This window comes from Saccharothrix deserti (assembly GCF_009769385.1).
GTDB lineage: Bacteria > Actinomycetota > Actinomycetes > Mycobacteriales > Pseudonocardiaceae > Actinosynnema > Actinosynnema deserti.
On record NZ_VKAB01000008.1, the window covers coordinates 417,313 to 431,811 of the forward strand.

General features: G+C 69.9%; 13 protein-coding genes. 7 read left to right on the forward strand and 6 right to left on the reverse strand.

Going from position 1 to position 14,499, the window contains the following annotated elements; translation table 11 throughout:
- Positions 1–210: 210 nt before the first annotated feature.
- The gene (locus FM051_RS19300; protein ID WP_158845038.1) at positions 211–1,248 is read left to right on the forward strand and encodes a LysR family transcriptional regulator; all 1,038 of its coding nucleotides are present in this window, start codon (positions 211–213) and stop codon (positions 1,246–1,248) included.
- Positions 1,249–1,260: 12 nt separating this feature from the next.
- On the opposite strand, the gene FM051_RS19305 is transcribed toward FM051_RS19300, so the two are convergent.
- Both FM051_RS19305 and FM051_RS19310 read right to left on the reverse strand, forming a co-directional pair.
- Positions 1,261–1,431 (reverse strand): hypothetical protein, encoded by a 171-nt coding sequence (locus tag FM051_RS19305; RefSeq protein WP_158845041.1) that lies wholly within the window; start codon positions 1,429–1,431, stop codon positions 1,261–1,263.
- Between the two features lie 98 nt (positions 1,432–1,529).
- Positions 1,530–2,291, reverse strand: coding sequence for a helix-turn-helix domain-containing protein (locus tag FM051_RS19310; protein WP_158845044.1), 762 nt, complete (start codon positions 2,289–2,291; stop codon positions 1,530–1,532).
- A 65-nt stretch (positions 2,292–2,356) separates the two neighbouring features.
- Between FM051_RS19310 and FM051_RS19315 the strand changes: the two genes are divergently transcribed.
- Positions 2,357–2,926, forward strand: a complete 570-nt coding sequence (locus FM051_RS19315) for a TIGR03086 family metal-binding protein (RefSeq protein WP_158845046.1) — start codon at positions 2,357–2,359, stop codon at positions 2,924–2,926.
- A gap of 43 nt (positions 2,927–2,969) precedes the next feature.
- Here the strand turns inward: FM051_RS19315 and ddaH are convergent, their stop codons facing one another.
- Positions 2,970–3,848: a dimethylargininase gene (gene ddaH, locus FM051_RS19320; RefSeq protein WP_158845049.1), complete on the reverse strand. Its 879-nt coding sequence runs from the start codon at positions 3,846–3,848 to the stop codon at positions 2,970–2,972.
- 75 nt (positions 3,849–3,923) lie between these two features.
- Between ddaH and FM051_RS19325 the strand changes: the two genes are divergently transcribed.
- From FM051_RS19325 to FM051_RS19340, 4 genes are all read left to right on the forward strand, one after another.
- Positions 3,924–4,364: an Lrp/AsnC family transcriptional regulator gene (locus tag FM051_RS19325; protein ID WP_202918908.1), complete on the forward strand. Its 441-nt coding sequence runs from the start codon at positions 3,924–3,926 to the stop codon at positions 4,362–4,364.
- 10 nt (positions 4,365–4,374) lie between these two features.
- A complete protein-coding gene (locus FM051_RS19330; protein ID WP_158845054.1) occupies positions 4,375–5,136 on the forward strand; it encodes an enoyl-CoA hydratase in 762 nt (253 codons plus the stop codon).
- 217 nt (positions 5,137–5,353) lie between these two features.
- Entirely contained in the window at positions 5,354–7,270 is a 1,917-nt protein-coding gene (locus FM051_RS19335) for a 2-oxoacid:acceptor oxidoreductase subunit alpha (RefSeq protein ID WP_158845057.1), read from the forward strand.
- A complete protein-coding gene (locus FM051_RS19340; RefSeq protein WP_158845060.1) occupies positions 7,267–8,322 on the forward strand; it encodes a 2-oxoacid:ferredoxin oxidoreductase subunit beta in 1,056 nt (351 codons plus the stop codon). The genes FM051_RS19335 and FM051_RS19340 overlap by 4 nt, the downstream gene beginning before the upstream one ends.
- Before the next feature lie 126 nt (positions 8,323–8,448).
- Here FM051_RS19340 and FM051_RS54470 read toward each other — a convergent pair whose 3' ends face one another.
- The gene (locus FM051_RS54470; protein ID WP_158845063.1) at positions 8,449–10,620 is read right to left on the reverse strand and encodes a sunset domain-containing protein; all 2,172 of its coding nucleotides are present in this window, start codon (positions 10,618–10,620) and stop codon (positions 8,449–8,451) included.
- 139 nt (positions 10,621–10,759) lie between these two features.
- Between FM051_RS54470 and rarD the strand changes: the two genes are divergently transcribed.
- Complete coding sequence (rarD, locus tag FM051_RS19350) at positions 10,760–11,743, forward strand: EamA family transporter RarD (protein WP_158845066.1); 984 nt, start codon at positions 10,760–10,762, stop codon at positions 11,741–11,743.
- Between the two features lie 149 nt (positions 11,744–11,892).
- Here the strand turns inward: rarD and FM051_RS19355 are convergent, their stop codons facing one another.
- Both FM051_RS19355 and nuoN read right to left on the reverse strand, forming a co-directional pair.
- Positions 11,893–12,894 (reverse strand): polyprenyl synthetase family protein, encoded by a 1,002-nt coding sequence (locus tag FM051_RS19355; protein WP_158845068.1) that lies wholly within the window; start codon positions 12,892–12,894, stop codon positions 11,893–11,895.
- Between the two features lie 21 nt (positions 12,895–12,915).
- Positions 12,916–14,499 carry an NADH-quinone oxidoreductase subunit NuoN gene (nuoN, locus tag FM051_RS19360; RefSeq protein ID WP_158845071.1) on the reverse strand — a complete coding sequence of 528 codons (1,584 nt, stop codon included), beginning with the start codon at positions 14,497–14,499 and terminating at the stop codon, positions 12,916–12,918.

Here is a 14,499-nt window from a genome sequence, read left to right on the forward strand (position 1 = left end):
CTGCTCGCCCGGCGGGCCCCCAACCCCCCAATACCCCCCACGATTGCACCCATGTGAACAAGCACCTGGTTGCGACAGAAGTCTCTTACGGATCGCGTATACCTGTCCAGGGAAATCCGTCAAGATCTTCGGATAATTTGAGCACGAACTGTGGTCAAGTTCAGTACAACTAATCGGTAGAACATCACGCCACGACCCGAGAGGCCCTGCATGTCAACCTCGGCCCGACTGCTCCTGCCCGCGGGCAACCAGCTCAGCCGGCTGCTGCACACCTCGCCCCTGCTGATGGACACCACGTTGGACCAGCTCAGGACCTTGATCGCGGTGTACGAGACGCGGTCGGCGCTGCGTGCGGCACGAGTGCTCGGCCGTGAGCAGTCCAGTGTGCAGAAGCAGATCGACACGCTCAACCGCAACTTCAAGTCGCTGTGCGGTGAGCCGTTGGTCGTCAAGCAAGGCCGGGGAAAAGACGTGCTGATCACACAGACCGGCGAGGCGTTGGTCGAATTGGCGCGCACCACGTTGACCGAGTGGCTGGATTCGATTCACGAGTGCCGGCGCAAGCTCGGCACCACGCTCACCGTGGGCACGACGCGGTTCATGCTCGACTCGCTGGCCAAGGCGTGGCACCACGTGGCGGACGACTTCCGCCGGCGTGACGTCGAGCTGAAGGTCGTGCACATCCGGACGAAGGACATCTGGACGAGCCTGGAGTCCAAGGAGGTCGACATCGTGTGCGGGAGCGTCGTCACGCACGCGGGTCGCAACAGCGGGTTCGAGGACTTCGACGTGATCGAGTGGCGTCGTGGCGGGCTGGCGCTGCTGACGAACATGCCCGAGAGCCGGCTGGGCGCCAGCGTCGGCACCGGGGAGCTGCCGAAGCTGCCGCTGGTCGTGCCGGGTGACGGGCTGATCGCGGAATTCCTGCGCGGGTGGTTCGGCTCGGACTACCGCAACGAGCTGGACATCGCGGCGGAGATCGACGAGATCCAGTACGGGATGTCGCTGCTGCGGTCCGGGCTGGTGGAGGGCTGCATGATCGTCACGTCGGGCCTGGGGGTGGTGGCCGCGAGCAACGAGCTGCGCGAGGGGTCGGGCCTGCGGGTGGTCGAGCTGAAGAACGACGGGAAGCCGCAGCTGGAGCGCTTGGTCGGGGTCTTCGCCCGCAAGGAGGAGCGGGCGAAGTTCCCGGCCGACCACCCGTTGAACCTGCTGTGGGCGGCGTTCCAGCGCGAGGTGTCGGACTAGCGCGGTGTCCGACTAGCGCGCGGTATCCGACGGGCGGTCCTCGCGCCGCCGCCGTTGGGCTTGGCGGACCAGCCACTCCAGGCCGGTGAGCTGCTTCGGCTCCTCGGGCTTCTGCCGTTCCATGGGCTCCTCCTGCTCCTGCTGCGGTTGGGGCGACGGACGCTGGGCGTCGAGGTCGTTCATGGCGTCTCCCTACCTTGGTCGACAGCGAGTGCCGTCGATCGGAGCACCGACGGGGGTCCGCCCGCTAGAGCGATCAGCCCTATGGGTGACAGGGGTCGCTAGGCGGCGTCCGGTGGCACGGGCGGGTACCGCTCGGCGTACCGGGTGGGTGTCTCACCGAACATGGCGGTGAAATCGCGAACGAAGTGCGGTTGGTCGGCGTAGCCGAGGTCGGCGGCGAGGGCGGCCCAGTCGATCCGGCCGCCCGCCTCCATCCGTTCGGTCACCTCGCGCAGGCGGTAGCGGCGGATCACCCACTTCGGGCCGACGCCCACGTGTTCGGCGAACAGGCGCTGCAACTGCCGGACGCTGCTGCCGACCTTGTCGGCCAGGACGTCCACCCTGGTCATCCGGGGGTCGTTGACGATCAGGTCCACGACGTCCGCCGCGTGCCGTGCCCTCGGGTCGGGCTCCGGGAGGTTCCGGCGGAGCACGTCCTCGACTTCCTGCACGTCGGGGTGAGTGGGCAGGCCGTCGAAGACGGTGGTCGCGGGGATGGACCGGTCGGTGATCGACTGGACCGGTCGGCCGAGGAACGGCCGGAAGGCGCCGGGGTGGAAGGCGACGCCGAACACGCGTCCCGTGCCGTCGAGGTCCTTGAACACGTGGCCGCTGGACACGCCGTGCACCTCGGCGGCGCGGTCGTCGAGGAAGCTCAGGTGGACGTTCGGGTAGGGCACGACCAGCTGGCGGTACGGCCGGTCGTACCGCCACTCCACCACCCAGTAGCGGGCCACGACTCCGGCCAGGTCGGGCGACGGTCGGTGGAACTCGTGGCGCTGGTGCCGTGGCCAGGCCAGCTCGCGCTCGTCCCGCGTCACGTCGGTGAGGGTATGTGTCGCCTTTGTTCAATACACGTGCGGCGGACGTTCCTACGGTTGACGGCATGTCCCGTGAGCAGTTGATCAACGAAGCCGTGGCGACCGCGCTGGAGGTCGTCGAGAACGTCAAGCCCGACCAGTTGGACGCGCCGACCCCGTGCACCGAGTTCGACGTGCGCAAGCTGGTGAACCACCTGCTGTTCTGGGGCCCGTCCCTGGCCGCCGCCGCCCGGAAGCAGCCCGTGCCCCCGCCCGCGGAGTCGGAAGCCGACGTCGACCTGACCGCCGGCGACTGGTCCGCCGACCTGGCCGCCCGACTCCGGGCCACCGCCACCGCGTGGAGCGCGCCGGAGGCGTGGACCGGCATGACGTCGGTCGGGAGCCCGCAGGAGATGCCCGCCGAGCTGATCGGCGCGATGGTGCTGGGCGAGACGGTCGTGCACATCTGGGACCTGGCCCGCGCCACCGGTCAGGCGCCGACCTGGGACGCCGAGCTGCTGGAGTTCGTCCACGCCGACCTCCTCCAGACCGCGTCGATGGGGCGCGAGATGGGCCTCTACGGGCCGGAGGTGCGGGTTCCGGCGGACGCCCCGTTGATCGACCGGATCGTCGCCCTCACCGGCCGGACCCCGTAGGCCCCGTTCTTGTCGGTGGTGCACGCCGGCGGAACGGGCCGGGTCAGTCGCGCAGCTCCATCGTGCAGCACTTCGGGCCGCCGCCGGATTTGCGGAGTTCCGAGATGTCCACGAAGACCGGTTCGAAGCCGCGGTGGGCCACTTGGTCGGCCAGGGTCGTCGCCTCTACCGGCAGGACTACGTGGCGGCCGTCCGAGACGGCGTTCAGGCCCAGGCAGGCGGCGTCCTCCGCGGTCGCGATCACGGCGTCCGGGAAGAGGCGGCGGAGGACTCGGCGGGAGCCCGGGGAGAAGGCGTCCGGGTAGTAGGCGACCAGGTCGTCGGCCAGGACGAAGAGGGCCACGTCCAGGTGGTAGTAGCGGGGGTCGGTCAGTTGCAGGGAGATGACCGGGACGCCCAGGACCTCTTGGGCCTCGGAGTGCGCCATGGGGTCCGTGCGGAAGCCCGTGCCGGCCAGGAGGTACTTGCCGGTCCACGTGAAGTCGCCCTCGGCCTCGTTGGTGCACGAGGGCATCACGACCGACCGGTACCCGTTGCCGAGGAACCAGCGGCGGAAGTGGTCGGCTTCGGCGGCGCGTTGGGGCGCACGGAAGCGTGAGCCGAGGACCCGGCCGTCGATGACGGTGCCGGAGTTGGCCGCGAAGACCATGTCCGGCAGGTCGGGCTGGGGTTCGATGAGCGAGACCTGGTGGCCCAGGCGCTCGTAGGTCTCCTTCAGCGCCGTCCACTGCTCCATCGCCAGCGACGTGCTGATCGGCTGCGTGGGGTCCATCCACGGGTTGATCGCGTACTCCACCGTGAAGTACGCGGGCGGGCACATGAGGTACCGACGGGTGGTCGGCACGCGCACCTGCGCCGCGGGCGTGGTGACGTCGAGCACGATCGGCTCGTCGCCGGGGCCCGCGAAGGAAACCGAGGTCATGGATCGAAATGTAGATTGCCATCTGACCCTCGAACAACGCCGCGATATTGCGTCTCCTAGGGCAGAATGTTGCGTGTGGACTCGATCGACCAGCGAATCATTTCGCGCCTCATGGCCAACGCCCGCTCCAGTTACGCCGACATCGGCAAGGAGGTGGGTCTGTCCGCGCCCGCGGTGAAGCGGCGGGTGGACAAACTGCTGGACACGGGCGTCCTGCGCGGCTTCACCGCCGTCGTCGACCCGGAGCAGTTGGGGTGGGGCACCGAGGCCTTCGTCGAAGTGCACTGCCGCGGCAACGTCGCACCGCACGACATCCAGCAACGCCTGGAGACGATGGCCGAGGTGAGAGCCGCCTACACGGTCTCGGGCGCGGCGGACGCGATCGTGCACCTGCGTGCGGCGAACATCCACCACCTGGAGACCGCGCTGGAACGTCTGCGCGCCGTCGAGATCATCGACCGCACCGTCTCCACCGTGGTGTTGTCCCGTCTCTTGGACCGGCCACCGGCCCCCTAGAGTCGCGCGCATGGCCGAAGTGCTCCTCGAACGCTCCGACCGCGTGGCGGTCATCACCGTGCACGACCCCGAACGCCGCAACGCGCTCACGCTCGACCTCTCCGACCAGCTCGTCCAGGCCGTCAGGACCTGCGAAGACGACGAGGACGTGCACGCGGTCGTGGTCACGGGCGCTCCGCCGGCGTTCTGCGCGGGCGCGGACCTGACGGCGCTCGGCGAGGCCCGCGAGGAGGGTCTGCGGCGCATCTACGCCGGGTTCCTGGCGGTGGCGGGCTGCACGCTGCCCACGATCGCGGCCGTCGGTGGTGCGGCCGTCGGCGCCGGGCTCAACCTGGCCCTCGCGTGCGACGTGCGCATCGTCAACGCCAAGGCGCGGTTCGACGCGCGGTTCCTCCAGCTGGGCATCCACCCCGGCGGCGGCATGACGTGGATGCTGCAACGGCTCGTCGGCCCCCAGACGGCGACCGCGATGACGCTGTTCGGCCAGGTTTTGGGCGCCGACGCGGCGGTATCCCACGGCCTGGCCTGGGAACGGGTCGACGGCGGGCACGACGAACTGGTCGCCTCCGCGATCGAGTTCGCGCGCCCTTCGGCCGAAGCTTCGCGCGAACTGGTCCGCACCACCAAGGCGTCCATGCGCACGACCGCCAAGCTGGCCGATCACGCCCAAGCCGTGGACACCGAACTGCCGCCCCAGGTGGCCTCGATCGGAACACCGGAGTTCCAGGCCAGGCTCGCGGCCATGAAGTCGCGGATCAGCAGCCGGGACTGACCTGGACATATGCCGCCAGTATCTGCAACTTCCGGTAACAGTTACTATTCGGTACCACATGATTACCGCCCGGAGAACGGTCTGCGCACCAGGTGGGACGAACCGTCCCGCACAGTGGTACAGCGGAAACCGGCACCTCGACGGGCACGACTACCCTCGCGAAGGGGGAGGGGCATCAGCCCCTTAGCGGGTGTGAGGAAAGGGATCGGCGTAGGACATGACTACCGACGTTGGTAACGGCGCCGCGCCAGCCGGCTCGCCGGACAAGGCCGGCACCGACAAGGCCGGCACCGTCCGCAAACTCGACCGGGTGGTGATCCGGTTCGCCGGCGACTCCGGCGACGGCATGCAGCTCACAGGTGACCGGTTCACCTCGGAGGCGGCCGCGTTCGGCAACGACCTCGCCACCCAGCCGAACTTCCCGGCCGAGATCCGGGCGCCTCAGGGCACCCTGCCGGGCGTGTCCAGCTTCCAGCTGCACTTCGCGGACTACGACATCCTCACCCCCGGCGACCGCCCCGACGTGCTCGTGGCGATGAACCCGGCGGCGCTCAAGGCGAACATCGACGACCTGCCCAAGGGCGGGATCCTGATCGTCAACACCGACGAGTTCACCAAGCGCAACCTGGTGAAGGTCGGCTACGCGGCCGACCCCCTGGAGGACAACTCCCTCACGGAGACCTACCAGGTGCACAAGGTCGCGATGGCCACGCTGACCATCGGCGCCCTGGAGAACACCGGCCTGGGCAAGAAGGACGCGGAACGGGCGAAGAACATGTTCGCCCTCGGCCTGCTGTCCTGGATGTACCACCGGCCGACCGAGGGCACGGAACGGTTCCTGCGCGAGAAGTTCGCCAAGAAGCCGGACATCGCCGAGGCCAACGTGCTGGCGTTCCGGGCGGGCTGGAACTACGGCGAGACCACCGAGTCCTTCGCGGTCACCTACGAGGTCGCGCCGGCCAAGCTCAACCAGGGCACGTACCGCCAGATCACCGGCAACACGGCGCTCGCCTACGGCATCGTCGCGGCCGGTCAGCAGTCCGGCCTGCCCGTGGTGCTCGGCACGTACCCGATCACCCCGGCGTCGGACATCCTGCACGAGCTGTCCAAGCACAAGAACTTCGGCATCACCACGCTGCAGGCCGAGGACGAGATCGCGGGCATCGGCGCGGCGCTGGGCGCCTCGTACGGCGGCGCGCTCGGTGTGACGTCCACCTCGGGCCCCGGTGTGGCGCTGAAGTCCGAGACCATCGGCCTGGCCGTGATGACCGAGCTGCCGCTCATCGTCATCGACGTGCAGCGCGGTGGCCCGTCCACCGGTCTGCCGACCAAGACCGAGCAGGCCGACCTGCTGCAGGCGATGTTCGGCCGCAACGGCGAGTCGCCGGTGGCGATCGTCGCGCCGCAGTCGCCCGCGGACTGCTTCGACGCCGCGCTGGAGGCCGCGCGCATCGCGCTGGTCTACCGCACGCCGGTGCTGCTGCTGTCCGACGGCGCGATCGCGAACGGCTCCGAGCCGTGGCTGATCCCGGACGTCGAGGACCTGCCCGACCTGTCTGTGACGTTCGCCACCGAGCCGAACGCGCCGGACGGCACGTTCTGGCCGTACCTGCGGGACCCGGAGACGCTGGCCCGGCCGTGGGCGGTGCCCGGCACGGCGGGGCTCCAGCACCGCATCGGCGGTCTGGAGAAGGCCGACGGCACCGGCAACATCTCCTACGACCCGGCCAACCACGACCACATGGTGCGGCTGCGGCAGCGCAAGATCGACGGCATCGAGGTGCCGGACGTCGAGGTGGACGACCCGTCCGGTGAGGCGCGCGTCCTGGTCATCGGCTGGGGCTCGTCCTACGGCCCGATCGGCGCCGCCGCGCGCCGGGTGCGCAAGCTGGGGATGCCGGTGGCGCACGCGCACCTGCGTCACCTCAACCCGTTCCCGAAGAACCTGGGTGACGTCATCAGCCGGTACGACCGGGTCATCGTGCCGGAGATGAACCTCGGCCAGTTGGCGCTGCTGCTGCGCGCCAAGTACCTGGTCGACGCGATCAGCTACACGAAGGTGCAGGGCCTGCCGTTCAAGGCCGAGGAGCTTCAGGACGTGCTCGCCGATGTGATCAAGGGAGTGTCCGAATGACGGCGACGGAACTGGGTCTGCCAGCCCTGGGGGGACTTGTCGGCGTGCCCACCGCGGACGAGCCGCAGAAGGCCAAGGACTACAAGTCGGACCAAGAGGTCCGCTGGTGCCCCGGCTGCGGTGACTACGTGGTGCTCAACGCCGTGCAGTCCTTCCTGCCGACGCTGGGCCTGAAGCGCGAGAACATCGTGTTCGTCTCGGGGATCGGCTGCTCGTCGCGGTTCCCGTACTACATGAACACCTACGGCATGCACTCCATCCACGGGCGGGCGCCGGCCATCGCGACCGGCCTGGCGGTGGCCCGGCCGGACCTGTCGGTGTGGGTGGTGACCGGTGACGGCGACGCGCTGTCCATCGGCGGCAACCACCTGATCCACACGCTGCGCCGCAACGTGAACCTCAAGATCCTGCTGTTCAACAACCGGATCTACGGCCTGACCAAGGGCCAGTACTCGCCGACCTCCGAGGAAGGCAAGGTCACCAAGTCGACGCCGCTCGGGTCGCTCGACCACCCGTTCAACCCGGTGTCGCTGGCGCTGGGCGCGGAGGCCACGTTCGTCGGCCGTGCGGTCGACTCGGACCGGGCGGGGCTGACCGAGGTGCTGCGGCAGGCCGCCGAGCACCGCGGGTCGGCGCTGGTGGAGATCTACCAGAACTGCCCGATCTTCAACGACGGCGCGTTCGACGTGCTCAAGGACGCCGAGGAGGCGTCCCGGCGGATCATCAACGTGGTGCACGGGCAGCCGATCACGTTCGGCGGCGGTGACTACGCGGTGGTGCGGGAGGGCTTCGGCCTGGCCGTGGCCAAGACCGCCGACGTCGCGCCGGAGGACGTCGTCGTGCACGACGCGGAGGACCTGAACCTCGCGTTCGCGCTGTCGCGGCTGTCCACGCAGGACCTCCAGCACACCGTGACCGGCGTGTTCCGCAACACCGCGCGCACGACGTACGACGACGCGGCGCGCGAGCAGGTGGAGCAGGCGAAGGCGGCCAAGCCCGCCGACCTCGGCGCGCTGCTGCACGGCAAGGACACCTGGACCGTGGCCGGCTGACCCACGTCCCAGCACAACGGAGGACCCCCTGTTCCGCCTCCCGGAACAGGGGGTCCTCTCGCTTTCCCTCCCCGGGGAAGCTGTGTTCAATTGCCGTTCAATTGCCGCTGCTCCGCAGACGGCGGGCTACGGCGCCTGGCGGAAACCCGCCTTCTCCGCATCCGCCGTGGTGCGGAACCACACGTCGGCGCGGGTCTCGCGGAAGTTCGCCGACTCGTTGGTGAAGTACCGGCGGCCGGTGAGGGTCGCCTTGACCTGGAACTCCGGCGCGGGCGCCAGGCCGTCGGACTTCGGCAGCACCGAGCCGGGGCCGAACGGCGAGCGCGGGTTGAAGCCCTCCTGCTGCCCCTGGTAGCGGGGGCTGTTGCTGGGTGCGGCGGTGGGCCTGCCGCCGGTGCTCGGGCTGAACCCGACCGGACGCGGGCGCACCGGGCGCGGTGGCGGCGGCGTGATCGGCTTCGGTGAGAGCGGTGCGGGCGGAGGGGTGCGCGGTGCGCCCGCCGGGCGGGTGGGGCGCTGCGGCAGGCCGTTCGCGGTCAGCGGGGTGGGGTTGCCGGCCAGCAGTTCGGGCGAGAGCGTGGGGACGAACGGCTGGTCGTTGCCCGACGACGGCGGCGGGGTCGGGCGGGTCTGCTCGGGCTCCGGCTCCTCGTCGGTGTCCAGCAGCGGCTCGAACAGGCTGCGGGGACGGGTGGGCTCGTCCTTCTTCGGCTCGACCTTGGGTTCGGCGGGCTTGGGCTCGACGGGCTTCGGTGGAACCGGCTGCGGCTGGGCCTGGACCGGCGGCGGCTGAACCGGCTGCGGCTGGACGGGCTGGGCCTGGGGCTGGACAGACGGCGGCGGAACGAACGTGGGCTCGAACGGCGAGGGCTCCACCGGCTCCGGAGCCTTCACCTCGGGCTCGGCCACCAGTTCGGGCTCGGCGGCGGCGGGTTCGGGCGCACGCGGCGGCTCAGGTGCACGCGGCATCTCGGGCGCGGCGATTGCGGGCTCGGCAGGCGTGTGCGGCTCGACGACCTCGGGCTTGGACTCGACCGGCGGGGAATCGACCACGGCACTGATGACCTCGGTCTGAGGCCCCTCGTTCCGGGACCCTTCGTTCCAGGACCCCTCGCTCCGGGCTCCCTCGCTCCACGACCCCTCGGCCCGAGGCGTCTCACTCCGGGACGCCTCGTTCCTGAATGCGTCGCTCCGGAAACCCTCGTTCCGGGGTGCGTCACTCCGGGAGGCCTCGGTCCGGGACGCTTCGGCCGCGGGCGCGGACAGCTCACCGCGCGTCGACTCGACGTCCACGGGCGAGAAGTGGCCGGTCAGGTCGTGCTCGGGCCACACCTGCGGCTCGGGCTCTGCCGGACGCTGCTGCTCACCGTCGACCTCGGCGATCGCCTGCGCCAGCGCGGTGGCCGGGATGAGGGCCGTCTCCTCGTTGGACGCGGGCCGGCGCTCCGGCTCGTCCTCCTCCTCGGGGCCGCCCGCGACCTCGTCCTCGTCGTAGACCTCCTGGACGGGCTCCTCGCGCCACACCTCGCGCGGCTGGAAGACCGCGACCTCCGGCGGGGCGGTCGGCTCCTCCTGCGGCGGCGCGACCTCGGCGACCGGCTCCGCCGGCACGGCGGGCATCAGCTGCGTCGCCTCGGCGGGCAGCTCCGGCTCGTCCTCGGGCTCGTACTGCCGCGGCCGGGGGTGCGGCACCGGCGCCGGCTGCGGCTGCGGCTGGGACCTGGGGTACGGCTGCGGCCGGGGCTTCGGCTCCAGCGTCTCCCGGGTGTCGTGGCCGCCCTCCGGGGCCAGCCGCTCGAACAGGCTGCGCGGGGGCTCGGCGTCGAACTCGGGGAAGTCGTGCTGCTCCTCGAAGTCCGACAACGGCCGGTGCTCGTCGTCCAACTCCTCCAGCAGCGAATCGCGCTCGTCGAGCTTCATGTTCGACACGTCGTAGCGCGGCGCCTCGACGGAGGACTCGTAGCGCGGCGCCTCGACAGCCTCGTACCGCGTGCGCTCGGCGGCTTCGTAGCGCGTGGGCTCCGGGGTCAGGACGTCGTCAGCCAACGAACGGGACGACTCCACGTGCCAGCTGTCGAACTCGTCGCGGGATTCGGATTTCGGCCCGACCGAGCTGCCGACGGACACCCCGCTGCCGACGGACACGGTGGGCGCGGGGCGCGGAGAGGTCAGGAGGCGTTGCTCCAGGTCTTCCAGCTCGCGCTTGGCCGGACGCACCAGGACCAGCCAGGTGAGCGCGACGCCTGCCACGAAGGACAGCAGGCTCCACAGCCACACCTGCCCGAAGAGCGAACTCACGGGAGACCCTCCCACTGCTGCTTGTCACACCCCGACACGCTCCGCTTCCGAGCCTTCACCCGGTTGGGGAAGCGGTGCAAAACTACCCTGACCGCCGGGTCCGGCGCGTGGGGCCGGCCGGACCTGTGACCAGGGTTCGATGATAGGCCACTCGGAGCAACTGACCAGCCAAAATGGCTCGCGTACAGTACCCCTTGTGCCGCCGTTCACTAACTCCTCCGCTGTTTCGACGGATGTTAACCGCACGAACCGGGGAATCGCTTTCGGCGTCGGGGCCTACTTCCTCTGGGGCATCGTGCCCGCTTACTGGCCCCTGCTCCAGCCGGCCGCGTCGGTGGAGATCCTGGCCCACCGGGTCGCGTGGTCCCTGGTCGTGATGGCCGTGATCACCGCGGCGCTCGGCCGGTGGGCGGGTATCCGGCGGCTGTCGAAGCGCGGTTGGGCGATGGTGGCGGCGGCGTCCGTGCTGATCGCGATCAACTGGGGCGTCTACATCCACTCGGTCAACACCGGGCACGTCGTGGAAGCCGCGCTCGGGTACTTCATCAACCCCCTGGTGAGCGTGCTGCTCGGGGTGTTCGTCCTGCGCGAACGTTTGCGCTTGCTGCAGTACGCCGCCCTCGCGATCGCCGTCACCGCCGTCGTGGTGCTGGCCGTGGACTACGGCAGGCTGCCGTGGATCTCGCTGGCGCTGGCCTGCTCGTTCGGCCTCTACGGGCTGCTGAAGAAGACGGTGCCGCTGGAGGCGACGACCAGCCTCACCGCGGAGAGCCTGGTGCTCGCCCCGATCGCGGTGGGCTACCTGATCTGGCTCGGCCCGGCGGGGACGTTCCACTCGCACGGCTGGGGTCACGCGCTGATCCTGGTCTCGACGGGTCTGGTCACCGCGATCCCGCTGATCCTGTTCGGCGCGGGCGCCCGGCTCGTGCCGCTGGTGACCATGGGGATGCTCCAGTACCTCGCGCCGGTGCTCCAGTTCGCCTGGGGCGTGTTCGTGATGCACGAGCCGATGCCCGCGTCCCGCTGGTTCGGCTTCGCCCTGGTCTGGGTCGCCCTGGTGATCTTCACCGTCGACGCCGTCCGCGCCCGCCGCCGCCTCCCAGTAGTCACCGACCTCACCTAACCCGCGAGAGTCGAACACCCAGGACCCGAGAGTCGAACGTTCAGGTACCCCGAGTTCTACGTTCGGAACACGGAACCCGAATCCTGAACGTAGAACTCACCCCACGCGAGCGTTCGACTCTCGTGGTCTGAGCGTTCGACTCTCGCGGGTTAGTGGGAGCGGGTCACTACGTACTCGCTGACCGATTCCAGGGCGTCGCGGGCGGTGCCGGAGGGGAGTACGTGCAGGGTGGCGCGGGCGCGGGCGGCGTAGTCGTCCAGGGTGCTGCGGGCCCGTGCCAAGCCGGTCGACGCACGGAGGAGTTCCAGCGCCTCGTGCACCTCGGCGTCGTCGGTGATCGGGGCCGCCAGCAGCTTCGCCAGCCGCGAGTCCGGCTCGTCCTCCAGCGCGTACAGCATGGGCAGCGTCTTCACGCCCTCGCGCAGGTCCGTGCCGGGCGTCTTGCCGGACTCCTCCGACGGTGACGCGATGTCGATGACGTCGTCGGAGATCTGGAACGCCGCCCCGATGACCTCGCCGTACACCCGCAGCGCCTCCACCTGCTCGACCGTCACGTCGGAGAACATCGCGCCGAACCGGGCGGCGGTGGCGATCAGCGAACCGGTCTTCTCCGCGATCGTGGTCAGGTAGTGCGCGACCGGGTCCTCGCCCTCGCGCGGGCCCATCGTCTCGCGCATCTGGCCGGTCACCAGCTCGGAGAACGTCTCCGCGATGATCCGCGCCGCACCCGTGCCCAGGTCCGCGACCAGCGCCGACGCGTGCGCGAACAGGTAGTCGCCGGTCAGGATCGCGATGCTGTTGTCCCACTTGGCGTTGGCCGACTCCGCACCGCGGCGCATGGTGGCCTCGTCCATCACGTCATCGTGGTAGAGCGTGGCGAGGTGGGTCAGCTCGACGACCGCGGCCGCCTTGATCACGCTCGTCCGGTCCCACTCGCTGCCGAACTGGGCGGACAGGATGGTGAACAGCGGGCGGATGCGCTTGCCGCCCGCGGACACCAGGTGCAAGGACGTCTCCATCACCGGGTGGAACTCGCTCTGCACGACCTTGTGCAGCAGCTCTTCCACCTCGGCCAGACCGCCCTGAACCACCTCCGCGAGCACGGGGTCCGCAAACCGGAACCCCGTCCCCGCCCGCTCGCTACTGGTCACGGCTACAGAGCCTACGTACCACTAGAAGATGAACACGCCTGCCCCCGCCCATTCGAGGGCGAACGACGGGTAGACGCCGAGCACGAGCGTGATCGCCGCGCCCAGCGTGATGGCCACCGTGGTGAACGCGCCGGGCACGCTCACCGTCGGACCGTCCACCGCGGGCTCGCTGAAGTACATCAGCACGATCACCCGCAGGTAGAAGAACGCCGCCACCGCGCTCGCCACCAGGGCGATCACCACGAGCGGCACCATCTGGGCCTCCACGGCCGCCGCGAACACCACGAACTTGCCGACGAAACCGCTGGTCAGCGGCAGACCGGCCAACGCGAGCAGCAGGAACGTGAACACCGCGGCCACCACCGGCGACCGCTTGGCCAGACCCGCCCACTGGGACAGGTGGGTGGCCTCGCCGTCACTGTTGCGCACCAGGGTGACCACGCCGAACGCGGCGATCGTGGTGAAGCCGTAGGCCAGCAGGTAGAACATCGTGCCGGACAGGCCCTGGTCGTTCAGCGAGATCGCGCCGATCAGCAGGAAGCCCGCGTGCGCCACCGACGAGTACGCGATCATCCGCTTCACGTCGGTCTGGGTGAGGCCGAGGACCGCGCCGATCACCATGGACGCGATGGCCACGCCCCACAGGACGCCGCTCCACTCCCAGCTCGACCGCTCGAACGCGCCGTAGAGCACGCGCAGGATGCCGCCGAACGCGGCGACCTTCGTGCACGCCGCCATGAACGCCGTCACCGGCGTGGGCGAGCCCTGGTAGACGTCGGGCGTCCAGGCGTGGAACGGGCCGACCGAGGCCTTGAACAGCAGGCCGACGATCAGCAGGCCGAAGCCCGCGTAGAGCAGCGTGTCGGAGCGGTCCGTGGCGGTGGTGGCGCTGGCGATGTCGGACAGCTTCACCGAGCCGGCGAAGCCGTACAGCAGGGCCACGCCGTACAGGAAGAACGCCGACGCGAACGCGCCGAGCAGGAAGTACTTCACCGCGGCCTCCTGCGACAGCAGGCGGCGACGGCGGGCCAGGCCGCACATCAGGTACAGCGGCAGCGACAGCACTTCCAGCGCGATGAACATGGTGAGCAGGTCGTTCGACGCGACGAAGACCATCATCCCGCCGAGCGCGAACAGCGTCAGCGGGAACACCTCGGTCTGCATCTCGCGCCGGGTCGCCAACTCGCGGGTCTGCATCTTCACGCCGGCCTTCGTGCCGGGCAGGATCGAGGCGTCGGCCACGAACGCGCCGCCGGGCTCGACGGACCGGTCCGCGATGAGCAGCACCGCGCCCAGGCCGAGCAGCAGCAGCGTGGCCCACAGGAAGATCACCGGGCGGTCGACCGCGATGGTGCCGGACAGGGTCAGCTTGCCCTGTTCGAGGGTGCTCTCCGCGGACGCGTACACCGCCAGACCGACACCTGCGGCGGCCAGCGTGAGCAGGGTCAGCACGACCTGGCTCGCCCACCGCTGGGCCTTGGGCAGGAACGCCTCGAAGAGCACGCTGATGCAGGCCGCGCCGAGCACGATCAGCAACGGCGCGACGGCCCCGTAGTCGATCTCCGGGGCTGGCAGCCGCTCCACTTGCGAGAGGAACGTCGTCAC